This is a genomic window from Variovorax sp. GW822-FHT04A09 (genome assembly GCF_058801005.1).
Window position 1 is genome coordinate 1,853,924 of record NZ_JBXAMV010000001.1, and the last position, 23,685, is coordinate 1,877,608.

The 23,685-nt window shown below is 66.2% G+C and carries 31 protein-coding genes; 29 read left to right on the forward strand and 2 right to left on the reverse strand.

Features of this window, described 5'->3' with window-relative positions; all coding sequences use genetic code 11:
- Positions 1–108 precede the first annotated feature (108 nt).
- The 22 genes from AC1RLW_RS08455 to AC1RLW_RS08560 all read left to right on the forward strand — a co-directional run bounded on the left by AC1RLW_RS08455 (position 109) and on the right by AC1RLW_RS08560 (position 9,605).
- A complete protein-coding gene (locus AC1RLW_RS08455; RefSeq protein WP_493192759.1) occupies positions 109–246 on the forward strand; it encodes a hypothetical protein in 138 nt (45 codons plus the stop codon).
- The gene (locus AC1RLW_RS08460) at positions 243–935 is read left to right on the forward strand and encodes a pentapeptide repeat-containing protein (RefSeq protein WP_493192760.1); all 693 of its coding nucleotides are present in this window, start codon (positions 243–245) and stop codon (positions 933–935) included. The genes AC1RLW_RS08455 and AC1RLW_RS08460 overlap by 4 nt, the downstream gene beginning before the upstream one ends.
- Positions 935–1,378 (forward strand): HNH endonuclease, encoded by a 444-nt coding sequence (locus AC1RLW_RS08465; RefSeq protein ID WP_493192761.1) that lies wholly within the window; start codon positions 935–937, stop codon positions 1,376–1,378. Before AC1RLW_RS08460 ends, AC1RLW_RS08465 begins: the two co-directional genes overlap by 1 nt.
- Position 1,379: 1 nt before the next feature.
- A complete protein-coding gene (locus tag AC1RLW_RS08470) occupies positions 1,380–1,523 on the forward strand; it encodes a hypothetical protein (RefSeq protein ID WP_493192762.1) in 144 nt (47 codons plus the stop codon).
- On the forward strand, positions 1,520–1,867 hold the full coding sequence (locus AC1RLW_RS08475) for a hypothetical protein (RefSeq protein ID WP_493192763.1): 348 nt from the start codon (positions 1,520–1,522) through the stop codon (positions 1,865–1,867). The genes AC1RLW_RS08470 and AC1RLW_RS08475 overlap by 4 nt, the downstream gene beginning before the upstream one ends.
- Positions 1,864–2,166: a hypothetical protein gene (locus tag AC1RLW_RS08480; RefSeq protein WP_493192764.1), complete on the forward strand. Its 303-nt coding sequence runs from the start codon at positions 1,864–1,866 to the stop codon at positions 2,164–2,166. The genes AC1RLW_RS08475 and AC1RLW_RS08480 overlap by 4 nt, the downstream gene beginning before the upstream one ends.
- A complete protein-coding gene (locus tag AC1RLW_RS08485) occupies positions 2,163–2,315 on the forward strand; it encodes a hypothetical protein (RefSeq protein WP_493192765.1) in 153 nt (50 codons plus the stop codon). The genes AC1RLW_RS08480 and AC1RLW_RS08485 overlap by 4 nt, the downstream gene beginning before the upstream one ends.
- Positions 2,315–2,524 carry a hypothetical protein gene (locus AC1RLW_RS08490; RefSeq protein WP_493192766.1) on the forward strand — a complete coding sequence of 70 codons (210 nt, stop codon included), beginning with the start codon at positions 2,315–2,317 and terminating at the stop codon, positions 2,522–2,524. The genes AC1RLW_RS08485 and AC1RLW_RS08490 overlap by 1 nt, the downstream gene beginning before the upstream one ends.
- Complete coding sequence (locus tag AC1RLW_RS08495; RefSeq protein ID WP_493192767.1) at positions 2,521–2,661, forward strand: hypothetical protein; 141 nt, start codon at positions 2,521–2,523, stop codon at positions 2,659–2,661. The genes AC1RLW_RS08490 and AC1RLW_RS08495 overlap by 4 nt, the downstream gene beginning before the upstream one ends.
- Positions 2,662–2,782: 121 nt before the next feature.
- Positions 2,783–3,316 (forward strand): HNH endonuclease signature motif containing protein, encoded by a 534-nt coding sequence (locus tag AC1RLW_RS08500; protein WP_493192768.1) that lies wholly within the window; start codon positions 2,783–2,785, stop codon positions 3,314–3,316.
- Positions 3,313–3,996, forward strand: coding sequence for a hypothetical protein (locus AC1RLW_RS08505; protein ID WP_493192769.1), 684 nt, complete (start codon positions 3,313–3,315; stop codon positions 3,994–3,996). The genes AC1RLW_RS08500 and AC1RLW_RS08505 overlap by 4 nt, the downstream gene beginning before the upstream one ends.
- A complete protein-coding gene (locus AC1RLW_RS08510) occupies positions 3,993–4,214 on the forward strand; it encodes a hypothetical protein (protein ID WP_354342531.1) in 222 nt (73 codons plus the stop codon). The genes AC1RLW_RS08505 and AC1RLW_RS08510 overlap by 4 nt, the downstream gene beginning before the upstream one ends.
- Before the next feature lie 7 nt (positions 4,215–4,221).
- Complete coding sequence (locus tag AC1RLW_RS08515; protein WP_493192770.1) at positions 4,222–4,875, forward strand: hypothetical protein; 654 nt, start codon at positions 4,222–4,224, stop codon at positions 4,873–4,875.
- Complete coding sequence (locus tag AC1RLW_RS08520; protein ID WP_493192771.1) at positions 4,872–6,419, forward strand: hypothetical protein; 1,548 nt, start codon at positions 4,872–4,874, stop codon at positions 6,417–6,419. The genes AC1RLW_RS08515 and AC1RLW_RS08520 overlap by 4 nt, the downstream gene beginning before the upstream one ends.
- Positions 6,419–6,709, forward strand: a complete 291-nt coding sequence (locus tag AC1RLW_RS08525; protein ID WP_493192772.1) for a hypothetical protein — start codon at positions 6,419–6,421, stop codon at positions 6,707–6,709. Before AC1RLW_RS08520 ends, AC1RLW_RS08525 begins: the two co-directional genes overlap by 1 nt.
- Positions 6,706–7,371 (forward strand): hypothetical protein, encoded by a 666-nt coding sequence (locus AC1RLW_RS08530; RefSeq protein ID WP_493192773.1) that lies wholly within the window; start codon positions 6,706–6,708, stop codon positions 7,369–7,371. The genes AC1RLW_RS08525 and AC1RLW_RS08530 overlap by 4 nt, the downstream gene beginning before the upstream one ends.
- Entirely contained in the window at positions 7,368–7,901 is a 534-nt protein-coding gene (locus tag AC1RLW_RS08535; protein ID WP_493192774.1) for a hypothetical protein, read from the forward strand. Before AC1RLW_RS08530 ends, AC1RLW_RS08535 begins: the two co-directional genes overlap by 4 nt.
- A complete protein-coding gene (locus tag AC1RLW_RS08540) occupies positions 7,894–8,100 on the forward strand; it encodes a hypothetical protein (RefSeq protein ID WP_493192775.1) in 207 nt (68 codons plus the stop codon). The genes AC1RLW_RS08535 and AC1RLW_RS08540 overlap by 8 nt, the downstream gene beginning before the upstream one ends.
- Positions 8,097–8,567, forward strand: coding sequence for a hypothetical protein (locus AC1RLW_RS08545; RefSeq protein WP_493192776.1), 471 nt, complete (start codon positions 8,097–8,099; stop codon positions 8,565–8,567). The genes AC1RLW_RS08540 and AC1RLW_RS08545 overlap by 4 nt, the downstream gene beginning before the upstream one ends.
- Entirely contained in the window at positions 8,564–8,806 is a 243-nt protein-coding gene (locus tag AC1RLW_RS08550) for a hypothetical protein (RefSeq protein WP_493192777.1), read from the forward strand. The genes AC1RLW_RS08545 and AC1RLW_RS08550 overlap by 4 nt, the downstream gene beginning before the upstream one ends.
- Positions 8,803–9,399, forward strand: coding sequence for an excisionase (locus AC1RLW_RS08555; RefSeq protein WP_493192778.1), 597 nt, complete (start codon positions 8,803–8,805; stop codon positions 9,397–9,399). Before AC1RLW_RS08550 ends, AC1RLW_RS08555 begins: the two co-directional genes overlap by 4 nt.
- Positions 9,396–9,605 carry a hypothetical protein gene (locus tag AC1RLW_RS08560; protein WP_493192779.1) on the forward strand — a complete coding sequence of 70 codons (210 nt, stop codon included), beginning with the start codon at positions 9,396–9,398 and terminating at the stop codon, positions 9,603–9,605. Before AC1RLW_RS08555 ends, AC1RLW_RS08560 begins: the two co-directional genes overlap by 4 nt.
- Positions 9,606–9,608: 3 nt before the next feature.
- On the opposite strand, the gene AC1RLW_RS08565 is transcribed toward AC1RLW_RS08560, so the two are convergent.
- A complete protein-coding gene (locus tag AC1RLW_RS08565) occupies positions 9,609–11,843 on the reverse strand; it encodes a DNA internalization-related competence protein ComEC/Rec2 (protein WP_493192780.1) in 2,235 nt (744 codons plus the stop codon).
- Between the two features lie 121 nt (positions 11,844–11,964).
- On the opposite strand from AC1RLW_RS08565, the gene AC1RLW_RS08570 reads away from it, so the two are divergent.
- The 5 genes from AC1RLW_RS08570 (at position 11,965) to AC1RLW_RS08590 (ending at position 20,627) form a co-directional block, all read left to right on the forward strand.
- On the forward strand, positions 11,965–15,465 hold the full coding sequence (locus AC1RLW_RS08570) for a transglutaminase family protein (RefSeq protein WP_493192781.1): 3,501 nt from the start codon (positions 11,965–11,967) through the stop codon (positions 15,463–15,465).
- Between the two features lie 78 nt (positions 15,466–15,543).
- Positions 15,544–18,300, forward strand: a complete 2,757-nt coding sequence (locus AC1RLW_RS08575; protein ID WP_493192782.1) for a circularly permuted type 2 ATP-grasp protein — start codon at positions 15,544–15,546, stop codon at positions 18,298–18,300.
- 42 nt (positions 18,301–18,342) lie between these two features.
- Positions 18,343–19,164 (forward strand): basic amino acid ABC transporter substrate-binding protein, encoded by an 822-nt coding sequence (locus tag AC1RLW_RS08580; RefSeq protein WP_493192783.1) that lies wholly within the window; start codon positions 18,343–18,345, stop codon positions 19,162–19,164.
- 15 nt (positions 19,165–19,179) lie between these two features.
- Positions 19,180–20,172 (forward strand): transglutaminase family protein, encoded by a 993-nt coding sequence (locus AC1RLW_RS08585; protein WP_493192784.1) that lies wholly within the window; start codon positions 19,180–19,182, stop codon positions 20,170–20,172.
- Positions 20,169–20,627, forward strand: a complete 459-nt coding sequence (locus AC1RLW_RS08590) for a RidA family protein (protein ID WP_062476784.1) — start codon at positions 20,169–20,171, stop codon at positions 20,625–20,627. The genes AC1RLW_RS08585 and AC1RLW_RS08590 overlap by 4 nt, the downstream gene beginning before the upstream one ends.
- A gap of 41 nt (positions 20,628–20,668) precedes the next feature.
- Here AC1RLW_RS08590 and AC1RLW_RS08595 read toward each other — a convergent pair whose 3' ends face one another.
- Positions 20,669–21,754: an ABC transporter substrate-binding protein gene (locus AC1RLW_RS08595; protein WP_493192785.1), complete on the reverse strand. Its 1,086-nt coding sequence runs from the start codon at positions 21,752–21,754 to the stop codon at positions 20,669–20,671.
- 233 nt (positions 21,755–21,987) lie between these two features.
- On the opposite strand from AC1RLW_RS08595, the gene AC1RLW_RS08600 reads away from it, so the two are divergent.
- Complete coding sequence (locus AC1RLW_RS08600) at positions 21,988–23,052, forward strand: sensor histidine kinase (protein ID WP_493192786.1); 1,065 nt, start codon at positions 21,988–21,990, stop codon at positions 23,050–23,052.
- Entirely contained in the window at positions 23,049–23,681 is a 633-nt protein-coding gene (locus tag AC1RLW_RS08605) for a response regulator (protein ID WP_062476788.1), read from the forward strand. Before AC1RLW_RS08600 ends, AC1RLW_RS08605 begins: the two co-directional genes overlap by 4 nt.
- Positions 23,682–23,685 lie beyond the last annotated feature (4 nt).

The following is a 23,685-nucleotide window of genomic DNA, read 5'->3' on the forward strand; positions in this document are numbered from 1 at the left end:
CTAAGGGTTCATCCTTACAAAAATACTCGGGCTCATGTCTAAATTCATTTGACCTTAACGTCTAACCTGTTTAGACTTCACTCACTCGCCCACCAACAGGAGTAGTGAATGTTCCAAGTAATCGACATCCAGACGAAGCAGCCCGTGGGCAAGCCCATGAGCAAGCAGGCAGATCGTGCCAAGCGCAACCGCCTTGACCTGGCATACGGCGCTGTGCGGTATGTGGTTCGTGAGGTGCAAGCATGAGCACCGCCGCCAAGATCAAGATCGTTTCTCGCTACAACAGCGACACCGTGCTCTTTGAGTGCGATGCGCCTGAAGGCTTGGAATCTGGCCTCTACATGCGCCATGCGCTGGAGAAGGCGACGACGGCTCGTGCCAACCTGAGCGATGCCAACCTGAGCGGTGCCTACCTGCGCGGTGCCAACCTGAGCGGTGCCTACCTGCGCGGTGCCAACCTGAGCGATGCCAACCTGAGCGATGCCAACCTGAGCGGTGCCTACCTGCGCGGTGCCAACCTGAGCGGTGCCAACCTGAGCGGTGCCAACCTGAGCGGTGCCAACCTGAGCGGTGCCAACCTGAGCGGTGCCAACCTGCGCGGTGCCAAGGATGGCGAAGCCGCCATTGCGCAAACCCGCATCCTTCCTGAAGGCGCGCTCATTGGGTGGAAGAAGTGCCAGAACGGCGTGATCGTGAAGCTTCGCATCCCCGAAGAAGCAAAACGCTCGCATGCGTTCGGTCGCAAGTGCCGCGCCGAGTTCGTTGATGTGCTGGAAATCTTCGGCAAAGAAAAGGCCATCAGCAACCACGACGGCAAGACCGAATACGTCGTTGGTCAGCGCGTGCTGCCCGACTCGTTCAGCGACGACTGGCAAGAAGAGTGCGCTCCTGGAATTCATTTCTGGATTACCAGACTTGAAGCGGAGAACTACTGATGACCCCCATCAAACGCTTCGAGGCGAAGTGCGAAAAGACAAGCGCGGGTTGCATCGAGATTCGCACTCATTTGAATACCAAAACAGGCCGAGCGTACTTCCAGGAAAACAACAAGCGGTACATAGCCGCTCGATGGATTTGGGAGAAGACGCATGGCTCTCTGAAGAATGGCGAATGCGTCTTGCATAGATGCGACAACCCAGCCTGCGTCAATTTGAGCCATCTCTTCGTTGGGTCGCAAATTGAAAACATCGCTGACCGCGACCAAAAGGGCAGGAATCGACTGCGTGCAACGCATTGCACTAATGGGCATGAGTTCACCAGTGAGAACACTCGCTTCTATGGCCCAGACATGAGGTGGCGCATGTGTCGTGAATGCGGGAAGGCGAATACACGTCGCCATCGCGAAAACATCACTCGCTTGGAAGCTGAGGCGTACTGAAATGTCGTTCCTCTTCGACTCCCAAGACGAAGCGCCTGTACTCGTTGTCAACGAGCTTTCAGGAGAAGCCTCACTGCATTGCTTTAGAGCGCTGCTGATTGCTTATCAAGCGGGCAATGTGCCTGCTCTGGAGGTGACGAAATGAAGGCACTTGGCATCAAGGAAAACTTTCGCGTTGTCGTAGAGCCTCTCGACTTGGGGAGCCTCGGCAGTGTGCATATCGGCCTTGGCCTGCTCTACGGTCGTGGCCATGACGCACAAAAGCGTATTGAGCATGACATGCAGGAGCGCTGTGACGAAATCGTCAAGGACATCAAGCGGCATGTGAGCAGTGTGGCAAATGTCTACGTGGAGAGCGACCAATCGCACGTATGCAGCCATTGCGGCTGGCAGTGGACTGAGACGAGTCCCGACTACAACGGCGGCTGCTGCGAGGCGGATGAGAACGCGCAGCTTGAGCGTGACAAGGCCACTGGAGAAGCATCGTGAATGCCTTCACCAATCTCCAACACCGCGAACGGCGTCTTCGCTACCTGCGCGACGAAATGCGCGCTGTCTACCGCGCTGGTGGCATGAGCGACCGCGAGCTGTTCGACATGGTGAATTTCCTCATCGGTCAATGCGCTCCTGAACAGCAGGAATCGAAAGACGGCTTGCTGACGGTGGCATGCGATCTTGATCTGGAGCTTCCGGACGCGGATGCATTCCATGGGCTTGGAGAGGCATCGCTTGATCCGTCCGACCGCTCGCCGTTCGCTGCCTTCCATCCGTGGAAGGGACTTTCATGAGCCGCCCTCTCATTTGGCTCACTGCCATCGCTCTAGCCATAGGCATGAGCTACGACCCTGACGGACCTACCGAAAGTGATCTTCAGCTTGTTGCTGATGACGCTCTGCAAGCACCAATTGACGCCCGTGTGGCGATGAAGGATGAGTGATGAAGCTATCCGGCGACCGCAACCAGTGCCAAGGTTGCAAGACCTATTTCAACTCGTCGTTTGCTTTCGACAAGCACCGCACTGGCGAACACGGCAAGGACCGGCGCTGCCTGACGGAAGAGGAGATGCGTGCAAAAGGAATGTGCACCAACGCAGCAGGCTTCTGGATCAGCGCAGCAATGCCAGAGACGGCTCGGGAGGCCGCATGAACAACGACATCTACAGCCCCATCGGCAACGAAGACCCCGCTTTCTCTGCTCCTGTAGTCGTGGTGCTTCTTTGCACCTGGACTCTGATCTTGATCGGCGTTGTTGCGCTGGTCGCTCTTCACTTCGGGCGGCTGTGATGAGTGCAGCACGCGACTTCATCAACGTGTACCGGCTCTACAAGCGCTTCCAGCCTCGTAGTTATGCCATCAAGGCTGCATGGCGCATCGCTGTGCAACGGCTTCCATTCTGAGAAACACCATGACAAACAAAGCACTTTGGGATGCCGTCAAGACGACGGACCCGCGCGCCGTCAAACCCATCACTGGCAAGCCTGATTGCATTATTTGGCAGCGTGCCAAGAGTCGCTCCGGCTATGGAGTTCTTTCCGTGGATGGAAAACTTGTCTACGCGCACCGCCTTGCCGCAGAGCGTGCTCACGGCCCGATTCCTGAAGGAATGTTTGTCGGACACAAATGTGATGTCCCGGCTTGCGTAAATCCGGACCACTTATTCATTTGCACGCACCTGGAGAACATGGCCGACATGCGCGCCAAAGGCCGATCCGCTAGCGGTGTTAGGCACAAATCCAAAGCCCATCCGGAGTCTGTGCAGCACGGGGAACAAGTCGGTACTAGCAAATTGACGGCGCAACAGGTGGCAGACATTCGTGCGGCCTATTCGATAGGAAAGTCTGGCGTTCGTCGGGGCAACTCAATCATGAGTCTGGCAAAGCACCACGGAGTTTCTTATGGCGCCGTTCACAAAATCATCAGCGGAAAGACATGGTCATGAGCAACAAAAATCTTTGGAACTCAGTTTGCGTCACTGACCCGAAAGCAGTGCGTCCAATTTCGGGGAAGCCCTACAAGGGCAGCAGCCCAAAGCCCTACTGGCTGATCGAGCGAGCCACCGAGGAATTCGGTCCCATCGGCATCGGCTGGGGCGTCGTGGTGAAGTCGGAGCGTTTCGAGCGCCTGAGCGACACCGACGTGCTGCATGTGGCCGTGGTGTCGGTCTGGTACGTCCGTGACGGCGTGCGCAGCGAAACCTTCGACCAGATGGGCGGCACCAAGGCGGCCTATCAATCGAAGAACGGCCTCGTGGTGGACGAAGACGCCGGCAAGAAGTCGGTGACGGACGGCATGGTCAAGTGCCTGTCGATGCTAGGCTTTGCTGGGGACATCTTCTCCGGCCTGTGGGACGACAGTAAGTATGTCGATTGGGCTGCGGAGCAGTACGCAAAGCCTGCGGAGCGCACGCAGGAGCAGGAAGAGCAGCGCGGGGCATGGTTGGAAGACCAGTTCATCGCCATTGATTCCGCCACTACTGTCGGCGCGCTCAAGAAGATCGTAGACGCCGCCCTCGCCGTCACTGCTGCCGAGCATGACGAAGACGCTGCCAAGCAGATCATCGCCGCTCGTGATGCCAAGGCCGCGAAGGCGAAGCGCAACCGCGAAGAGGTGGCGGCATGAGTCTTCCGGATCTGAGCGACGAAGCCAAGGTGCTGCACGTCGGGCGCATGACGCTTCTACGCAAGGCCCGTCGCGAAACAGTTGCAAAGCTGCGCGACCGCATGGTTCCGATGTTCAACGCAATGGACGATGGGCGTGTGGACTGGGCCATTCAGCCGGTGCTTGAACTGCTGGAGCAGATCAACGCCATCAATCAAGCAATCGAAGAACTGAACTGAGGCCCCCATGCCCACCCCCAGTATGCAAATCAATCCCCGCCTTGAGGATGAGCGCGCCATTCGTGATGCGCTTGCAGCAGGGCCCACACCTGGACCTTGGGACGTCGATTCCACAAAGAACGATGGCGAGTACGGCGATGGAGGGCCTGACGCCCGCTCCGGATTCGCTTCCTTCGTTCTGATCGACTCCAAGGGAAACGCCATCTGCGACACGGTGAACAGCGATGTCGCCGAAGTCGAAGAGTGGGAGGCCGAAGACGACGCCGGAGCGACAGATGTGCGGGGCCAGAAGAACGCCGCCTTCATCGCCGCGTGCAACCCGAAGAGCATTGCTGCACTGCTTGCCGAACTCGACCGTCTGCGTGCCGCTCTCAACGGAGCCGATGCAGGGGTGAGCGAGGGGTGGCAAGACATTGCCAGCGCACCAGAAGGCGAGTTGCTTGTCGTCGGCTGGCTCGACCCTGAAGACGCCGAGCATCCCGAGCGCCACGACTTCGACTACCTGGAAGACGGCGCTTGGCAGAAGCACTCCGAGAGCTTCGAGAACTTCTATATGTGCGCACCACCCGGAAGCCGGGGCCCGAGCGAACAGGCGCCCTACACGCACTTCATGCGCATCGCTCCCCTTCCCTCCGCTCCAACTCAAGGAGAGAAAGCATGACGATCGATGAATTTTTCGCGGAAGCCAAGCGCATCGGCCTGACTGCTGAGGTCTTCGCCGCCCAACTCGCCGAGCGCCCTGAATTCGCAGACTGCCTGCCTGCCACCCTCCCCCCTGTCGCTGGAGAGGCAGTAGTAGGCGCTATCGATGCGCGGGGGCAGGAGCGCATGCTGTTCTTGCGCGATGCACTAGCGCGCATTGATCGCGACATGGAAAACCTGGAGCAAAAGCGGACGCAGGACTACAAAGACGCCGACCTTGACTCCTTCGGCACCTACGTGCCCGCGACGATCAACCACGCTGTGATTGCTGCCAAGCGTTGCCGTCGAATCATTCGGGAGGCGTTTGAGCATCTGAAGGGCGTCGCCTCGCGCGAGGAATCCCCAGCATCTCCTGACGCAGGAGCGGGGCTGGCGGTTCCGTTGGTGGCATTGCATTTGATCGAAGACGCAGCCCAAGCGCATGACCAATGCCGAGCAGTCGTGCACTTGGCTCGTTCTTTGGCAGAGGCGTACGTCGCTCGCGCTTCCATCCTGGCCGGGACTCCAAATGCACCCGTCGAGATCATCGGCGAGAGCAGTGCCGCCACGATGGAATATCTCGGCGACCTACTGAGCAGCATGGATGCCGTCGAGGAAGGCGACGAATGGCTCGACCCAATCTTTGAAGCCGCGCAGGCTCGCTGGCCCGCCACTCCTACTGCGGGAAAGCCGCCCATTGAATGCACTACCTGCGGCGCCATGGTGGTGGGCGTTGCTCCAGCCGTAGCGGAAGGCGATCAGGAGGCACCATATTGCATTCACTGCGCACAGTGGGGCCATGCATCGGATCAATGCTGGGCTTCACCTTCCATGCCGTGGAATTGGCTGCGCGGGGTTATCAACGGTCTGCCCAGCACTCCCTCGGGCTGCTACGACATGATTGCGCGGCATGACGTTCTGGTATGGGTCGATGAAGGCGAGCTCCGCGGCATGAAGGCCGCTTCCGCCCAAACAGAGGTCCTTTCGTTGCGCGAGGAATGTGAAGCACGCGGCAAATTGATCAACATCGTGCTCGGGATGGTGGATGCGCCTGTGGGGGCAAACGTCGTTCAGGCGGTGGCCGCCGCCCTCGCACAGGCAGCACCGGCAACGGGCAAGGTGGGCACGGTGGCGTGGCTGGAAGAGCACCACGACGGGCGCATGCGCTTGTTCTTCGACGGCGATGGGGCCTACGACCAAGACGCAGGTTGGGGCCACAAGCGCACAGCTGTACTCAGCCCCGTCGCCCTCGCCCGCTACGCCACGCTGATTGAACGAAACCGCGCCACCCCTGCCACCACTGTGCAGGCAGAGACGGGCGCGGTGGGCCACGACCCATTGAGAGAGTTGCACGACCTGCTCTATATGGCACAGCGCATCGAGGGCGAAAAACGGGACAAGGCCATCAGCCGGGCGCGAGTGATCGTCCACCATCTGAGCACCAATCAGCAATCCTGCTTGACGCCAGAGGAATTCAAGGGTGCCGCCCTCAAGGCCGCTCAGCCTGACCAAGGGGGTGCGTGATGGCATACGCGACTGTTCTTGGCCTCGGCGTGATGGTGCTTGCCGCCAGCATCGTGTTGCTCTGCGCGCTCGGTGCTACGTGGTGGCTGGCCGGTCTGCTCGGCAATGAGGTGTTCAAGCGTCTGCGCCGCGTCTACCACTTGACCGTTATCGGCTACTGGCTCGACCGACTCGAAAAGGGTGGGATGCGCGAGTTTCAGAAGGCAGAGGAATACGACGATGCGCTGAAGAAAGAAGGCGTTGTGCGTGCCCACGGCATCGGCTCTTCTACGGATGGAGGGGGCAAGTGAAGCGCGACGACATGCAACCCCCCATCGCCGTCTTCCTGTGCGACGAGTCCGGCATCATGGCCCAGCCGTGGGCAGAGGCCGGCATCGAATGCTATTGCGTTGATGTGCAGCACTCGATCCGCCGCGAGCGCGTCGAGGGTCTGATTCACTACGTCTGGGGCGACTGCCGCACCTGGCGCCCACCCGAGGGCCGGCGCATCGTGTTCGTGGCCTGTTTCTCGCCATGCACGCATGTCACTGGCGCAGGCGCACGCGACTTCGCCACCAAAGGCGGAATGGCCCTGCGCGACACGCTGGAGATGTTCGAGGCATGCCGCCAGGCTGCGGCTTGGTCGGGCGCTCCGTACATGCTGGAGAACCCAGTTGGCGTGTTGTCCAGCATCCCGCACATCGGCAAGCCCAGCCACTACTTCCACCCGTGGCAGTTCACCGGCTTCGAGCTGGGAGACAACTACACGAAGAAGACGTGCATCTGGTCGGGCAATGGGTTCGTGATGCCGCAGCCGCGCGTCGCCGACGATCTGCCCCCCCCTGATGACCGCATCCATAAGGCATCGCCCGGCGACGACCGGGCGGCTATCCGCAGCAAGACGCCAGCCGGATTCGCCCGCGCCGTCTTCGAGGCGAACTTCCAACACGCGATGGAGCGCATAGCAGCATGACCACCCCAACCACCCAAGATGTGAGGGCCGAGGCATTGGAGGCCATTCGTGCAGCGCTGGCTGCTGGTCCGACGCCTGGCCTCTGGTACATCGGCCCAGCCCACACCGACGATGAAGGCTATGTTGAATTGCCGGTTCAAGCCGACATCAATGGCAAGCTGGCAACACCCGCAGTGATCTGCCTTCAGTTCCCGCACGTCAGCGGCATGCAGCAAGCCAATGCAGCCCATGTGGTGGCGTGCTGCCCCGACAACATTCGTGCACTGCTTGCCACACACGAATCCGCCCTCAAGGCACGCGACGCGGAGATCGAGCGGCTGAGGGGCGCCCTTGAGCGTTCGCAGCGCGCGCACGTCATTGCAGGAGCCGAGCGCGACCAGTTGGGTGATGACGCAGAGCGCTACCAACTTCTGCGCCGAGGCCAGAAGTGGAGCGTGATCGACGGCATCGGCGACACACTGCGCGCCGACGACCTCGACGCCGCCATCGATCAGGCCCGAGCTACGGGCGGGGAGACGGCAAATGGTTGAACGAGTCAGCCCCGACCGCCTCGCAATCATCGGCGGGAACGAAGACGACCTGAAGCGCTACATCGAGAGCGACTTCAAGATCCGCAGCGGGCTCTGCCCGAACGGCTGCGGACTCATGGGAGAGAACGACTACGGGCAGGAATGCCCAGCCTGCAAATTCTCGTGCAACACGCCGGCAGAGAAAGGACAGCTCTCATGACCACCACCGAAGCCTTCGAGGCGCTGATGCCGGAGCCAGTTGGCTATGTGCCATTCCACGGAGAGTTCTATCCGCCCGACGAGCTGGATGACGAGGTCAAGGACGATCCGTCCGTCACGCGCGTCTACTCGGCCAACCAGATGCGCGCGATGTTCGACGCCGCCACAGAGCGCGCTGCAAAGCTGGAGCCCATGCAGCCGGTCGTGCTTGCCGCTGACGGGGTGATTCGCTTCAAAGAGAACCGCATCGTCTATGCACTCTTGGAGAACTCTCGCCGGCACGGCTACGGACTCAACGAGGCAGCGCGCGACGACTACACGCCCGATGAGCGTATGCAAGTGGCGCAGTTGATCGGCTACAGCGTGGACGGCTATGGGACTTTGTCATACGTGAGCGACGAATCCTTCGAAGAAGCCGCGCGCCTTGCCGCTGCAATAAGGAATCGCGATGGAGGGACGCAGGGATGAGCTGCGAATACTGCACCGACCCGGATGGCGTGCCCTGCTTCCCGATGTACGGCCTCGGCCCGCACAAGCACATCAGGGCATTCGGCGGCACCGTGATCCTGCCCGGGCCAGCGATACCCGGCTACACGCCGAATCCCGATGAGCCAGGCTTCGGCGTGCACTGGTGCCCACACTGCGGTGACGGAAAACCCGAAGACCAACCTGCCACCCAGATAGGCAGCGAGAAGGAGGGGCGATGAGCGCTCGACGTGTATCCCTTGCACTGTGGGCTGAACAACAGTTCGATCCACCTCCCGCAGACAGAACCTTGCGCCTATGGGTGCGCTCAGGAAGAATCGTCCCGGCTCCCGTCAAGGTCGGTCGAACCTACTACGTAGACCCCGATGCGCGACATTGGGATGAAGTGCGGAATTCCCTGGTGGAGACGTTAGAGCCGGCGCCGTTGCCAACGACCAATCCTATCGACCTCGACACTGTGTCGGCAGAGGATTGTCGCCAATGGATTATCTCCCCGGCAATTGATCGTATACCAAATCATGAGCAACACCAGAATTGCGGCGCGACTGGGATATACGCGCTCTTCCACGAGGGGAGGCTGGTTTATATCGGCATGTCAGCAAACGTAGGTCTTCGTCTTCGGGCCCACTACATGAGTGAGAAGCGGTACGACGCCACAGCTTTCATGCCAGTCCCAGACTACGCCTGCAGAGCAATGGAGACTGCTCACATCCATGCGCTGCTCCCGCGCCTGAATGAACGATACGCCCCTTCAAATTGGCCTGGACACTTTCGCATGGTGAAACTGATCCGAGCCGCATGGGAGAAAAAATGAACGACCTTCTGACCCTGGAAGACATCGCTTCCATGAACCACTGTTCGCTGCGTCATGCGCGTGACGTTCTGGTAAAACTGCCCGGGTTTCCCGATGAAGCGCCGACCTCTACGCCGAGAAATCGGCTGTGGCTTCGGTCGGAAGTGAGGTCTTTCATTCACAGGAAGCCCGCACAAATCCCGCACATCAGGCTGCAGGCCGCATGAAACCTAGAGACTGCTGCCGTGGTGCGGCACCAGCAGCACGTCGGCCGACAGCCCGGGCGTGCGCGACACCAGCGCGGCCTCCTGCAGGCGCTCGATATCGCCCGCCAATAGAACCGTGGCACGGCCGTTGCCGATGCGCAGCACGCACGACACGGCGTTGGGCCGCGTGAAGCCGAGGTAGTCGCTGTCATAGGGAAACAGCACCTCGAAGTCGACGCCGTCCCAGGTCCAGCGCTGCCCGGCCTCGCAGCGGCGCGCGGGGCGCAGCGCCTGCAGCGGGTGCCCCGCCTCGATGGAACTCAGCAGCGCGGCCTGCGGCTGCATGGCGAGCACGGCGGGGGCGCCGCCGGTGTGGTCGATGTCGCGGTGGCTCAGCAACAGCAGGTCGAGCCGTTCGCCGCGTGCGCGCAGCAGCGGCACGAGCACGCGGTGGCCCGCGTCGCTGTCGAGCCCGTAGCGCGGGCCGGCGTCATACAGCAGGCTGTGCGTGGCGGTGCGCACGAGCACCGCGTTGCCCTGCCCGATGTCGGCGGCGAGCAGGTCGAACTCGCCCACGGCGGGCCGCGCTGGCTGCCACAAGAGCACCGGCAACAGCAGCGGCAGCCCGAGCGCCCGCATCGACCACGGCAGGCGCATCGCGAGCAGCACGCCGCCCGCCACGCCACCTGCGGCCAGCCATGGCGGTGGCGCGGCCATCGACAGCGTGGCGAACGGCAGGCCGGCGAGTGCCTGCAGCAGCAGCGCGAACAGCTTCACCGCCCCAGCGGCCACGTCCCACAGCGGCGGCACCGCCACGCCGAGCATCGCCAGCGGCGTGATCACCAGCGTCACCCATGGGATCGCGAGCGCGTTGGCCACCAGCCCGACCGCCGACACCTGCTGGAACAGCAGCAAGCTCAGCGGCGTGAGCGCCAGCGTGATCGTCCATTGCTCGCGAAAGAAGCGGCCCAGGCGCGTGAGCGCGCCCACCCGCCCTTCGCCCGGCACGGCCGTGGCGGAGGCGAACAGCACAGCCACCGCGACGAAGCTGAGCCAGAAGCCGGCCTGCAGCAGCGCCCACGGATCGGCGGCCACCACGACCGCCGCCGTCAGCAGCCAGACGTGCGGCCACGGCCAGCGCCGACCGGTCAGGCGCAGCAGCGCCACGGCCGCGAGCATCCAGACCGTGCGCTGCGAGGGCACGCCCCAACCGCTGAAGAGCGCGTAGAGCGCGGCCAGCAACACGCCGCCGGCGAGCGCGGCCTGTTGCGCGGGCAGCCGCAGCATGAGCCGGCTGCTGCGCCGCCAGAGCGCGCCCACGACATGCGCCGCGAACCACGCGAACAAGGTGATGTGCAGGCCCGAGATCGACATCAGGTGCGCGACGCCGGTGGCGCGGAAGACGTCCCAGTCGGCACGGTCGATGGCGCCCTGGTCGCCGGTGACGAGCGCGGCGATCACGCCGGCCTGCCGCCGGTCGTCCACGCGGGCGAAGACGGCATCGCGCACGGCTTCGCGCGCCCGCTCGATCGGGTGCCGCCACGTCGTGCCCAGCAGGCGCGGCGCGGGGTCGCGCGCCCCGGCGCGCACATGGCCCTGCGCATGCACGCCTTGCTCCCAGGCCCACAGTTCGCTGTCGAAGCCATGCGGATTGAGGTTGCCGTGCAGCGCGCGCAGGCGCACGGTCAGTTGCCAGCGCTGGCCGGCATGCACCTCGCCCACGGTGCGTGCGACGGATGCGCGACGTTCGGCGGGCTGCTCCCACATCCCGCTGTATTCGCCGTACCAGGCGAGCGCGATGCGTGACGGCACCGTCGGTGGCGCAGCATCACGTGAGGCCTCGGCCCACTGCGCCGTCTCCACATCGAAACGGAAGCGCGTTCCGATCTCGCCGGGCTGCGGCATCTGCGAGACCACGCCCGTGAGCCGCAGGTCGCGCCCTTCCAGTTGCGGGTCCAGCGACCCGTTCGCATAGGCCGTCGCGCGCCATCCAGCGAGCCCCGCGCCGGCCATCGCACCGCAGGCCAGCGACAGCATCAGCACGAACAGCCGAGGCCCACGCCACCGCCACAACAGCCATCCGCCACCGAGCCCCGCCAGCAGCAACGCGACGTAGACACCCGCCGCCCACAACAGCGGCTGACGCAGTTGCACCGCCGCGCCGAGCAGCGTACCGCCCAGCGCAACGAAGGCCCCCGCCCCACCCGCGACAGCGTTGGACGCTCGCCGCGACTGCCCTCCCCACACCCCGGAATCCATGATGCAAACCCTCCCCCAACCCACGCTCGATGGCGCGTTAATTGCTTGGCAACTGGGCTAGTATGCGTCTCACCAGAGACATCTTTTCGATGCAACCTCGCTGCACTGCACGCCCCTACGCATGTCCATCCACGCCGCACTCCACCACGTCACCCACTACACATACGACCGCCTGGTGCAGTTGGGCCCGCAAGTCGTGCGACTGCGCCCCGCGCCCCATTGCCGCAGCAATGTGATCTCGTACTCGCTGCGGGTCGAGCCGGCCGAGCACTTCGTCAACTGGATGCAGGACCCGTTCGCCAACTACCAGGCGCGGCTCGTGTTCCCCGAGAAGACGCGCGAGTTCAAGGTCACGGTCGACCTCGTGGTCGAGATGGCGGTCTACAACCCCTTCGACTTCTTCCTGGAGCCGCAGGCCGAGAACTTCCCCTTCAAGTACACGGCCTCGCAGGCCGAAGAGCTGGCGCCCTACCTCGTCACCGAGAAGCCCACGCCGCTGCTGCAGGCCTACCTCGACAGGATCGAGCGCAAGGAACAGCGCACCATCGACTTCCTGGTCGGCATCAACCAGCAGGTGCAAAAGGACGTCAGCTACCTCATCCGCATGGAGCCCGGCGTGCAGACGCCGGAAGAAACGCTGAGCAACGGCAGCGGCTCGTGCCGCGACTCGGGCTGGCTGCTGGTGCAGCTGCTGCGCCATTGCGGCCTGGCCGCGCGCTTCGTGTCGGGCTACCTGATCCAGCTCACGCCCGACGTGAAGGCCCTCGATGGCCCCAGCGGCACCACGGTCGACTTCACCGACCTGCACGCCTGGTGCGAGGTGTTCCTGCCGGGCGCCGGCTGGATCGGCCTGGATGCCACCTCGGGCCTGCTGGCCGGTGAAGGCCACATCCCGCTGGCCTGCACACCCACGCCTTCCAGCGCCGCGCCCATCGAGGGCGGCGTCGACGAGTCCGAGGTCGAGTTCAGCCACGAGATGAAGGTCACGCGCATCTACGAATCGCCGCGCGTCACCAAGCCCTACACCGAAGAACAATGGGCCGAGGTGCTCGCGCTCGGCGACGCGGTCGATGCGCGCCTTGTCGCCGGCGACGTGCGCCTCACGATGGGCGGCGAGCCCACCTACGTCGCCACCAGCGACCGCGACGCGCCTGAATGGAACACCGACGCGCTCGGCCCCACCAAGCGCGGCTATGCCACCGAGCTCGTGCACAAGCTGCGCGCCGAGTACGGCCAGGGCGGCTTCCTGCATTTCGGCCAGGGCAAGTGGTACCCGGGCGAGCAACTGCCGCGCTGGGCGCTGTCGATCTTCTGGCGCGCCGACGGCCAGACGCTGTGGCACGACCCCGAGCTGTTCGCCGACGAACGCTTTCCCACGCACTACACGAGCGAGGACGCGCGCCGCTTCACCACCGTGCTGGCGCACAAGCTGGGCCTCACCGAGCGCTACATCCAGCCCGGCTACGAAGACACCTACTACTACCTGTGGCGCGAACGCCGCCTGCCGGTGAACGTCGACCCCTTCGACTCCAAGCTCGACGACGAACTCGAACGCGTGCGCCTGCGCCGCGTGTTCACTCAGAAGCTCGACGCGGTGATCGGCTACATGCTGCCCATCGAGCCCGGCAACGCCAACGGCGACGCGCCCGCGCTCGCCGGCCCCGGCTGGAAGACCGGCCCCTGGTTCCTGCGCGACGACCGCCTGTTCCTGATCCCGGGCGACTCGCCCATGGGCTACCGCCTGCCGCTCGATTCGCAGCCGTGGGCCAGCAAGGGCGACTACCCGTATCTCATCGAGCGCGACCCGACCGCGCCGCGCGCCGCGTTGCCCAGCGCATCCGACTACCGCGCACGCTATGCCACCGCCACCCCGGTGGCCGGCGCCGACCTGGGCGAGGTGCCCTACACCTTCGGCACGCCGCCCGTGGTGGCCGCGTCGCTGCGCATGCAAAGCCCCGGCGATGCGGCGAAGGGCGATGCAGCAGCTGCTGCGGATGCCGCCACACCCGCCACGCGCCAGCCGCTGCGCGGCGAATCGGCCCACTGGGTCACGCGCACCGCGCTGTGCGTCGAGGTGCGCGACCCGCGCCGCGCCAACGGCCCCGCGGCCGAGAAGAAAGGCAGCGCCTCGGGTGTGCTCTACGTCTTCATGCCGCCACTGGCGCGCCTGGAGGACTACCTCGACCTCGTCGCCGCCGTCGAAGCCACCGCGCAACAACTGGGCGTGCGCATCGTGATGGAAGGCTATCCGCCGCCGCGCGATCCGCGCCTGAAGATGCTGGCCGTGACACCCGACCCGGGCGTGATCGAAGTCAACATCCACCCGGCCCACAACTGGAAGGAACTCGTCGACCACACCGAGTTCCTCTACAACGCCGCGTTCGAGACGCGCCTGTCGGCCGAGAAGTTCATGACCGACGGCCGCCACACCGGCACCGGCGGCGGCAACCACTTCGTGATGGGCGGCGCCACGCCCGCCGACAGCCCCTTCCTGCGCCGGCCCGAGCTGCTGGCCAGCCTGCTGCTGTACTGGCACAACCACCCGTCGCTGAGCTACCTGTTCTCGGGCATGTTCATCGGCCCGACGAGCCAGGCGCCGCGCGTGGACGAGGCGCGCAACGACCAGGTCTACGAGCTCGAAATCGCGTTGAAGGAGATCGCCAAGAACCGCGAGATCTACGGCCAGAACATGCCCGCGTGGCTGGTCGACCGCACGCTGCGCAACATCCTGATCGACGTGTCGGGCAACACACACCGCAGCGAGTTCTGCATCGACAAGCTCTACTCGCCCGACTCCAGCACCGGCCGCCTCGGCCTCCTGGAGCTGCGCGCCTTCGAGATGCCGCCGCATGCGCGCATGAGCATCGCGCAGCAGCTGCTGATCCGCGCGCTGGTCGCCCGCTTCTGGGACGCGCCCTACCAGGCGCCCGTCACCCGCTGGGGCACCGAGCTGCACGACCGCTTCCTGCTGCCGACCTTCGTCAAGATGGACTTCGACGACGTCATCAGCGAGATGCGCCAGGCCGGCTTTGCCTTCGATGCCGACTGGTTCGCACCGCACTTCGAGTTCCGCTTCCCGCTCGTGGGCCAGATGCAGTCGATGGGCGTGGAGCTGTCGCTGCGCAACGCGCTCGAGCCCTGGCACGTGATGGGCGAAGAAGGCTCGGCTGGCGGCACGGTGCGCTATGTCGATTCGTCGCTGGAGCGCATCGAGGTGCGCGTGACCGGCCTGAACGAAAGCCGCCACGTCGTCACCGTCAACGGCAAGGTGCTGCCGCTGCAGCCCACCGGCGTCACCGGCGAGTTCGTGGCCGGCGTGCGCTACAAGGCCTGGAACCCGCCCTCGGCGCTGCATCCGAGCATCCCGGCCCACGCGCCGCTGACCTTCGACCTCGTCGATACCTGGATGAAGCGCTCGCTGGGCGGCTGCCAGTACTTCGTCGCCCACCCGGGCGGCCGCAACTACGACACCTTCCCCGTCAACGCCTACGAGGCCGAGAGCCGCCGCCATTCGCGCTTCACGCGCACCGGCCACACGCCGGGCCTGCTGCGCACGCCGCCGGCCACCATCGAGTTGCCGGGCAGCCGGGAGTTTCCGTTCACGCTGGACCTGCGGCGCTGACCGGCCCGAGGACTCAGGGGGAACCCTGTCGCACCGCCGGATCGGCCCCGGTGACGGTGATGTGACAATCTCCCCCCTGTGGAACCCCTGAACGAATCCCTGTTCGACGCCCAGGCCCCGGAGCATCCGGCGGCGCTGGCGTCTTCGCTCGCGCCGGCGGCCCTGCCTGGGCATTTCGACGAATTGCGGGGACAGGCGACGCCCGCGGCGCCCTCGCGGCCGGTGTCGGGCGCAGCCCCGACTCCCGCCGCGGCCCCGCTGTTGTACGACGCCGCCGAGGAGCGACCGGCTCCGTCGCAATCGCAATCGCAATCCCAGTCACAGTCACAGTCCTCCTCGCAATCACAGGCACAGGAACCTTCACCCTCCAGCGAGCAGCCCCCGCTCACCCCCGCCTGGAACGCCTTCTTCGAACAGCTCGGCCCCGGCGGCATCAACGACCTGCCGCGGCGCGCGGTCAGCCTGGAGCGGCAGATCCGCGACAACGGCGTCACCTACAACGTGTACGCCGACGCCAACGGCCCGCAACGGCCGTGGTCGCTCGACCTGTTCCCGCTGATCGTCTCGCCCGAGAGCTGGGCCCAGATCGAGGCCGGCGTGCAGCAGCGCGTGCGCGTGCTCGACCGCGTGATGGCCGACGCCTACGGCCCGCAGCAGCTGCTGGCCGAAGGCCTGCTGCCGCCGGCGCTGGTGCGCGGCCACCCCGGCTACCTGCGCGCGCTGCACGGCGTGAAGCCGGCGGGCGACACCTGGCTGCACATCGCCGCCTTCGACCTCGCGCGCGGCCCCGACGGCAACTGGTGGGTGGTCTCGCAGCGCACGCAGGCGCCTTCGGGCCTGGGCTACCTGCTGGAGAACCGGCTCGCGATCACGCGGCAGTTTCCGCAGGCCTTCGAGGCGCTGCAGGTACAGCGGCTGGCCGCCACCTACAGCGCCATGATGGAAGGCCTGCAGCGCATGTGCCCCTCGGGCTCGCCGCCGCACATCGCACTGCTCACGCCCGGCCCGTACAACGAGACCTACTTCGAGCACGCCTACCTGGCGCGCTACCTCGGCCTGACGCTGGTCGAAGGCAGCGACCTCACGGTGCGCGACCAGCGCCTGTACCTCAAGACGCTGCAGGGCCTGCGTCCGGTGCACGGCCTCATCAAGCGGCTCGACGACCAGTTCCTCGACCCGCTGGAGCTGCGCCCCGACTCCACGCTCGGCGTGCCCGGCCTGCTGCAGGCGATCCGCGCGGGCAACCTGCTGGTGGCCAACATGCCGGGCTCGGCCTTCCTCGAGTCGCCCGCGCTGCTGGGCTTTTTGCCGGGGCTGGCGCTGCGGCTCATCGGCGAGAAGCTCAAGCTGCCGGCGCTGCCGACCTGGTGGTGCGGCGAACGCGCCTCGCTCGAGGCCGTGCTGCCGCAGCTGGGCGAAAGCGCCATCAAGCCGACCTACCCCGGCTTCCAGGGGCGCTCCAGCTTCGACGCCGTGTTCGGCAGCCAGCTCGGCCGCCGCGAAATCGACGAATGGGCGGGCCGCATCGTGCGCGAAGGCGACGTCCACACGGTGCAGGGCTACCTGCCGCTGTCGCAGATGCCGACCTGGGCCAGCGACCTCGGCCCCGGCCACATCGCGCCGCGCGCGCTGATGCTGCGCGTGTTCGCGGTGAGCGACGGCCCGCAGTCGTGGCGCGTGCTGCCCGGCGGCCTGGCACGCCTGGCGGGCCCCGATGCGCAGATCGCCTCGATGCAGCGCGGCGGCAGCAGTGCCGACGTCTGGGTACAGACGCACGGCGAGGTCGACCGCACCACGCTGCTGCAGCCGCACGCCACGCCGGCTTCGCTCGCGCGGCACCGCGCGCCGGTCACCAGCCGCGCGGCCGAGAACATGTTCTGGCTCGGCCGCTACACCGAGCGTGCCGAGAACGCGGTGCGCCTGGCGCGGCTCACGCTCAACCTGCTGGGCAGCGAAGACCAGTCCTCGCGCCCGCTGCTCGAATGGCTGCACCGCATGGCGGTGCGCAATGCGCTCGTGCCGGCCGAAGCGCCGAGCGCGCCGCAGTCACGCCGCGTGTTCGAACGCGCGCTCATCGCCGAGCTGGGCGACGTCGACCACGGTGGCAGCGTCGGCTACAGCCTGCGCAGCATCCGGCAGGCCGCGGCGGCCGTGCGCGAACGGCTGTCGCAGGACAACTGGAACCAGATCGTGCGCGCCGAAAGCGACTTCCTGCGGCGCGCGGCCGAGCAGGCCGGCGAAGGCAGCTTTGCCGCCAGCGCCGCCCTGCGCGCGCTCGAATCCGCCAGCACCGCGTTGGCCGCCATGACCGGCGCGCAGACCGACCGCATGACGCGCGACGACGCCTGGCGGCTGCTGTCGATCGGCCGCCACATCGAGCGGCTGGGCTTTCTCTCGAGCGCGCTCGAGGCCGGCTTCGCCAACGGCGCCGTGCACGAGGTGAGCGGCTTCGAGGCGATGGTGGCGCTGTTCGACAGCACCATCACCTTCCATGCGCGCTACCAGCAGCGCCGCGACGTCGCCACGCTGGTCGACCTGCTGGTGCTCGACGCCGAGAACCCGCGTTCGCTGGCCTGGGTCACGCAGACCCTGCGCGGGCGCATCGCGCGGCTCGCGGGCAGCGCACCAGGCAAGCTCACGGCCCTGTCGTACGAGCTGCCCGACCCCGCCACCTGGACGCTCGAACACCTGTGCGCGGCCGGCCCCGGCGCCGACTACCCCGCGCTGGTCGAACTGCTCGCCACCTGCGAGACCGCGGCGTACCACGTGTCCGACGCCATCGGCACGCGCTACTTCACGCTCACGTCGGAATCGCTGCGCTCCGTGGGCGCCTGATTCCACAGATACACACAACGATATTTCGAAGGAGGCATTTCCATGTCCGGCATCGCCCTCAACCGCCGTCTCACACTGACCGCCGCCAGCCTCCTGGTCGGCCTCGCGCTCGCCGGCTGCGGCAAGCAGGAACCCGCCGCGCCCGCAGCCGCCTCGGCACCGCCGCCCGCCGCCGCGCCGCGCGTGCTGGTCGTGGGCACCGACGCGGCCTACACGCCCTTCGAATCGCAGAACGAAAAAGGCGAGGTCGTGGGCTTCGACATCGATGTCGTGAAGGCCATCGCATTGAAGGCCGGCATCGAGGTGAAGTTCGTCAACACGCCGTGGGAAGGCATCTTCAACACGCTCGAGCTGGGCGACCGCGACCTGCTGGTGTCGGCCATCACGATCACGCCCGAGCGCCGCCAGACGATGGACTTCTCGCAGCCCTACTTCGAGGCCCGCCAGCTCATCGCGGTGAAGAGCGATTCGGCGGTCGCGAAGTTCGACGACATCAAGAAGCTCAAGGTCGGCGTGCAGAACGGCACCACCGGCGACGAAGTGGTGGGCAAGCTGCTGGGCAAGTCGAGCACCGACATCAAGCGCTTCGAATCCACGCCGCTGGCACTCAAGGAACTCGAGGCCGGCGGCGTGCAGGCCGTGGTGGCCGACAACGGCGTGGTCGCCCACTACCTGGCGAACAACCCGGGCGGTGGTTTCAAGACCGTGAGCGACGCCGGCTTCTCGACCGAGCAGTACGGCATCGCCGTGAAGAAGGGCAACGCCGAGCTGCTGGCGAAGATCGACAAGGGCCTGGCCGACATCAAGGCCGACGGCACCTACGCCAAGATCTACGCCTCGCACTTCGGCGCCGAGTCCAAGTAAACAGCGAGCCGCGCGATGCTGCTGCACGTCACCCACGAAACGCGCTACGCGTACGCGCCGGCGGTCGAGACGGCGCAGCACCTGGCGCACCTGCGCCCGCTGGCCACCGCCTCGCAGGAGCTCGTGAGCCACCAGCTCACGATCGACCCCGCGCCCGCACAACGCAACGAGGTGCCCGACCTGTACGGCAACACGCGCGCCTTCTTCGCGCTCGAAAGCACGCACGACCACCTCATCGTCACGGCCGAGAGCGTGGTGAAAACGTCGGCGCCCGTGCTCTCGCCCGCCGTGGCGCGCGAGCTGCCCTGGGAGACCGTGCGCGAGCGCTTCCGCTTTCGCAAGGACGCGCCCTTCGACCCCGCCTCGGAGTTCGTCTTTCCCTCGCCGTACGTGCCGCGCCATGACGACTTCGTTGCCTACGCGCGCGCCAGCTTCGTGCCCGAGCGTCCCACCTTCGACGTGGCGATGGACCTCACCGAGCGCATGTACCGCGACTTCGCCTACGACGCCGACAGCACCGAGATCAACACCCCCGCCGTCGAAGCCTTGGCACAGCGCAAGGGCGTGTGCCAGGACTTCGCCCACATCCTCATCGCGTGCTTTCGCGCGATGGGCCTGCCGGCGCGCTACGTGAGCGGCTACCTGCTCACGCAGCCGCCGCCGGGCCAGCCGCGCCTGGTGGGCGCCGACGCCTCGCATGCGTGGGTGTCGGTGTATTTGCCCGGCGAGGGCGAAGGCCCCGAGAGCGTGGGTGGCTGGGCCGACTTCGACCCCACCAACGGCCGCCAGCCCGGCGAGGACTACGTCACGCTCGCCATCGGGCGCGACTATTCCGACGTCTCGCCGATGCGCGGCGTGCTGCATGGCGGCGCGCGCCACACGCTGCATGTCGGCGTGACCGTGCAACCCGTGGGGGAAGTGGTGCAGCTGCCGGCGTCGGCGGCGCAAACACAGACACAATCACCCCCGTCATCGTCATCACCATCCTCAGATCAGGAGTCTCCATGAGCGTTTACGACAAGCTTTCCAGCCTCGGCATTTCCCTGCCTCCGGTGTCCGCCCCCGCCGCCGCCTACGTGCCCTTCGTGCAGACCGGCAACCTCGTGTTCCTGTCGGGCCACATCGCCAAGAAGGACGGCAAGGTCTGGGTCGGCCAGCTCGGCGCCAACATCGGCACCGACGAAGGCAAGCAGGCCGCACGCGCCATCGCCATCGACCTGCTCGGCACGCTGCATGCGGCCGTGGGCGACCTGAACAAGGTCAAGCGCATCGTCAAGGTGATGAGCCTTGTGAACTCGGTCGGCACCTTCACCGAACAGCACCTGGTGACCAACGGCGCCAGCGAGTTCTTCGCCGAAGTGTTCGGCCCCGAAAAGGGCGCGCATGCACGCAGCGCCTTCGGCGTGGCGCAGATCCCGATGGGCGCCTGCGTCGAGATCGAGCTGATCGCAGAGATCGGCTGATCTTTTTTCGTTCCCGCCCGCTTCCGCCGGGCGGCTCATCTTTAGTGAATGAGCCGTCCGCCGTTGCCGATCATCGACAACGTCACAGGATGCGGACGCACTCCCGGATCGTCGCCCCCAGACACCGGAATCCCCTCGATCTCACGCCGAAGCATCAGCTTCATGGCGTCCTGCATCGAGCGGCGTGGTGAAGCGGCCAGCGCCATGCGCGCTGCTTCCACCGTCACCATCGCCACCACGTACCCTTCCAGCGAGAAGTAGCTGAACTCGTCGCGGCCCATGTGGCTGCGCATGTCCTGCTGGTAGCGCTGCACCAGCGGCGAGGTCGCCAGCCGCGGGTTGGGCATGACCTGCGAGATCACCGTGCCGCGCGCCGCCGGCCCCACGCTCTTGGCGAGCACCTCGCCGTTGACGATCGAGAGCATGTACGGCGTCGGCCTCGTAACACCACTCTCTGCCGCCAGCCCCGACAACAGCTTCACCCCGCACGGCGTCACGCACAGCGCGAAGAGCGCATCGGGCTTGGCCGCGCGCACGCTCGCGGCCAGCGCGGCGCCGTCCATCTGCGCCAGCGCCACGCCCTGCTGCCCCACGAGTTCGATGCCGGCGCCGCGCAGCGCGATCTCGAGCGCGGCAAAGGCGTCGCGCCCCAGCCCGTCGTCCTGCCAGACCGCGAACACGCGCCGCTGCCGCACCGACACCGCCTGCGCGACCAGCTGGCGCACCTCGTCGGCGTAGCTTGCGCGCAGGTGGTAGATGAGCGCGCGCTGTGCGCCGTGCAGCGCCGAGGCGCCGGTCATCGCGCCGATCAGCGGCGTGCCCGCCTCGCGCATCGTCGGGTAGGCCGCGTCGATGTGCGAGGTGCCGGCCGACAGGCCCAGCGCATCGACCTTGTCCTGCACCACGAGCTGCCGGATGTTCTGCGTGTGGCGCTCCACCGAGTAGCCGTCGTCCAGCGCGCGCCACACCAGCTTGTGGCGCCCGAGCAGGCCCTCGCGCTGCACGCGCGCCAGGTAGGCGTCGATGCCGTCCTTCACGTTGCGCCCGGCCTCGCCGAGCGGCCCGCTCAGCGGCAGCGACTGCCCCACCACGATCTCGTCGGCGCGGCCCGGCAGGCCAAGGAGCATGAGGAGCAGAGGCGCAAGCCAGCGGTAGACCATCGTCGTGTCGTCCTTGCCAGCGTCGCCGGCCGTGGGGCAGCCTGAAGCAGGCGGGCCCCGATCTTGGCGGCGCACCGCACGCGGCGGCCATCGGACATTTCCGGCCGGCGCTACGGGGAACCCTGCTGCTCGCAAACCCTCGGGGGCGGCCGTGCGGCGCGGCCCGCGACCTATCATGCAGCGCGCCACCGCCCGCCCCCATGACAGCACCCGCCCGCGAGAGCCTGCAGGACATGCCCTTCGACACCATCGTCGAACAGGCGGTGGCGGGCATCTACGTGATCCAGGACGACCGCTTCGTCTACTGCAACGCGACCTGGGCCGCCATCGTGGGCTACACCGCAGAGGAAATGACCGGCATGTCGCTGGCCGAGATCGTGCCGCCCGACTTCGTGGAAGTCGTGCGCTCGCGCATCCGCATCCGGCTGGCGGGCAATCCGCCGAGCATGCACTTCATCACGCGCGGCCTGCACCGCGACGGGCGCGTGCGCTTCGTCGAAGTCCACGGCTCGCGCATCGAGCACCGGGGCCGCCCGGCCGTGATGGGCGTGGGCGTGGACGTGACCGACCGCGTGCGCAACGAGGAAGAGCGCCAGCGCTCGCGCGAGCAGCTGCAGGCCCTGGCGGCCTACACCGCCAACAAGCTCGAGGAGCAGCGGCTGGCGCTGTCGCGCGACGTGCACGACGTGCTCGGCGGCATGCTGACCTCGATCAAGATGGACGCCACGCGCATCCAGCGCCGCGCCGACAACCCCGAGGTGCAGGCGCTCACGCAGGGCCTGATCGCGCTCACGCAGCAGACCATCGACACGGTCAAGCAGATCTCGGAGGCGCTGCGCCCCAGCGCGCTCGACCACCTGGACCTGTCGGTGGCGCTGGCCCATGAGCTGCAGGCCTTCACGCGCCGCTCGGGCGTGCTGCATTCGCTGGACACCGACGCGCCCGCGCTGCGGCTTGCGCCCAAGCAGGCCACCGCGGTCTACCGCATCTTCCAGGAAGGCCTGACGAACGTCCTGCGCCACGCGAAGGCGCAGCGCGTGGACGTGCGGCTGCGCGTGGACGGCGAGCGCCTGCGGCTCGCGCTGCACGACGACGGCTGCGGCTTCGACCCCGACGCGCCCGAGGGCAGCGCGCTGGGCCTCCTCAGCATGCGCGAACGCGCACGCGAGATCGGCGGCGAGCTGCACATCCACGCGGCGCCCGGCGCGGGCACGCGGCTGGCGCTGAGCGTGCCGCTGCTGCAACCGGAAAGCGGCCCCACATGATCGACATCCTGATGGTCGACGACCACACGATCTTCCGCTCGGGCCTGCAGCGGCTGCTGCTCGACGAGACCGACCTGCGCACCACGGCCGAGGCCGGCAACGGCGCCGAGGCGCTCGAGCTGGTGCGCCAGCGCCGCTTCGACGTGGTGCTGCTGGACATCAACATGGAAGGCCGCAACGGCCTGGAGGTGCTGGCCTCGATCCGCGCGCTGCAGCCCGCGCTGCCGGTGCTCATGCTGTCGATGTACGCCGAGGAACAGTACGCGCTGGTCGCCATCCAGGCCGGCGCGCGCGGCTACATCGCGAAAGACGCGGAGCCCGCCGAGCTGGTGCGCGCGATCCGCTGCGTGGCGGCCGGCGGCCAGTACCTGAGCGCGCGCGCCGCCTCGCAGGTCAGCGGCCAGCTCGAAGGCCGCGACGACCGCCCCGCGCACCAGCGGCTCACGGTGCGCGAGCACCAGATCATGCTCATGATGCTCAAGGGCCTGTCGCTCACGGCCATCGGCGACGAGATGCTCATCAGCGTGAAGACCGTGAGCACGCACCGCAGCAACATCCTCGACAAGCTGGGCGTGGCCAGCACGGCGGAGCTGGTGCTCTATGCCGTGCGCCACGGGATCATCCAGTAGATCG

Coding starts and splice junctions, on each gene's coding strand:
- AC1RLW_RS08455 (WP_493192759.1), top strand. CDS start 109: ATGTTCCAAGTAATCGACATCCAGACGAAGCAGCCCGTGGGCAAGCCC.
- AC1RLW_RS08460 (WP_493192760.1), top strand. CDS start 243: ATGAGCACCGCCGCCAAGATCAAGATCGTTTCTCGCTACAACAGCGAC.
- AC1RLW_RS08465 (WP_493192761.1), top strand. CDS start 935: ATGACCCCCATCAAACGCTTCGAGGCGAAGTGCGAAAAGACAAGCGCG.
- AC1RLW_RS08470 (WP_493192762.1), top strand. CDS start 1,380: ATGTCGTTCCTCTTCGACTCCCAAGACGAAGCGCCTGTACTCGTTGTC.
- AC1RLW_RS08475 (WP_493192763.1), top strand. CDS start 1,520: ATGAAGGCACTTGGCATCAAGGAAAACTTTCGCGTTGTCGTAGAGCCT.
- AC1RLW_RS08485 (WP_493192765.1), top strand. CDS start 2,163: ATGAGCCGCCCTCTCATTTGGCTCACTGCCATCGCTCTAGCCATAGGC.
- AC1RLW_RS08490 (WP_493192766.1), top strand. CDS start 2,315: ATGAAGCTATCCGGCGACCGCAACCAGTGCCAAGGTTGCAAGACCTAT.
- AC1RLW_RS08495 (WP_493192767.1), top strand. CDS start 2,521: ATGAACAACGACATCTACAGCCCCATCGGCAACGAAGACCCCGCTTTC.
- AC1RLW_RS08500 (WP_493192768.1), top strand. CDS start 2,783: ATGACAAACAAAGCACTTTGGGATGCCGTCAAGACGACGGACCCGCGC.
- AC1RLW_RS08505 (WP_493192769.1), top strand. CDS start 3,313: ATGAGCAACAAAAATCTTTGGAACTCAGTTTGCGTCACTGACCCGAAA.
- AC1RLW_RS08510 (WP_354342531.1), top strand. CDS start 3,993: ATGAGTCTTCCGGATCTGAGCGACGAAGCCAAGGTGCTGCACGTCGGG.
- AC1RLW_RS08515 (WP_493192770.1), top strand. CDS start 4,222: ATGCCCACCCCCAGTATGCAAATCAATCCCCGCCTTGAGGATGAGCGC.
- AC1RLW_RS08520 (WP_493192771.1), top strand. CDS start 4,872: ATGACGATCGATGAATTTTTCGCGGAAGCCAAGCGCATCGGCCTGACT.
- AC1RLW_RS08525 (WP_493192772.1), top strand. CDS start 6,419: ATGGCATACGCGACTGTTCTTGGCCTCGGCGTGATGGTGCTTGCCGCC.
- AC1RLW_RS08535 (WP_493192774.1), top strand. CDS start 7,368: ATGACCACCCCAACCACCCAAGATGTGAGGGCCGAGGCATTGGAGGCC.
- AC1RLW_RS08540 (WP_493192775.1), top strand. CDS start 7,894: ATGGTTGAACGAGTCAGCCCCGACCGCCTCGCAATCATCGGCGGGAAC.
- AC1RLW_RS08545 (WP_493192776.1), top strand. CDS start 8,097: ATGACCACCACCGAAGCCTTCGAGGCGCTGATGCCGGAGCCAGTTGGC.
- AC1RLW_RS08550 (WP_493192777.1), top strand. CDS start 8,564: ATGAGCTGCGAATACTGCACCGACCCGGATGGCGTGCCCTGCTTCCCG.
- AC1RLW_RS08555 (WP_493192778.1), top strand. CDS start 8,803: ATGAGCGCTCGACGTGTATCCCTTGCACTGTGGGCTGAACAACAGTTC.
- AC1RLW_RS08560 (WP_493192779.1), top strand. CDS start 9,396: ATGAACGACCTTCTGACCCTGGAAGACATCGCTTCCATGAACCACTGT.
- AC1RLW_RS08565 (WP_493192780.1), bottom strand. CDS start 11,843: ATGGATTCCGGGGTGTGGGGAGGGCAGTCGCGGCGAGCGTCCAACGCT.
- AC1RLW_RS08570 (WP_493192781.1), top strand. CDS start 11,965: ATGTCCATCCACGCCGCACTCCACCACGTCACCCACTACACATACGAC.
- AC1RLW_RS08580 (WP_493192783.1), top strand. CDS start 18,343: ATGTCCGGCATCGCCCTCAACCGCCGTCTCACACTGACCGCCGCCAGC.
- AC1RLW_RS08585 (WP_493192784.1), top strand. CDS start 19,180: ATGCTGCTGCACGTCACCCACGAAACGCGCTACGCGTACGCGCCGGCG.
- AC1RLW_RS08590 (WP_062476784.1), top strand. CDS start 20,169: ATGAGCGTTTACGACAAGCTTTCCAGCCTCGGCATTTCCCTGCCTCCG.
- AC1RLW_RS08595 (WP_493192785.1), bottom strand. CDS start 21,754: ATGCTCCTTGGCCTGCCGGGCCGCGCCGACGAGATCGTGGTGGGGCAG.
- AC1RLW_RS08600 (WP_493192786.1), top strand. CDS start 21,988: ATGACAGCACCCGCCCGCGAGAGCCTGCAGGACATGCCCTTCGACACC.
- AC1RLW_RS08605 (WP_062476788.1), top strand. CDS start 23,049: ATGATCGACATCCTGATGGTCGACGACCACACGATCTTCCGCTCGGGC.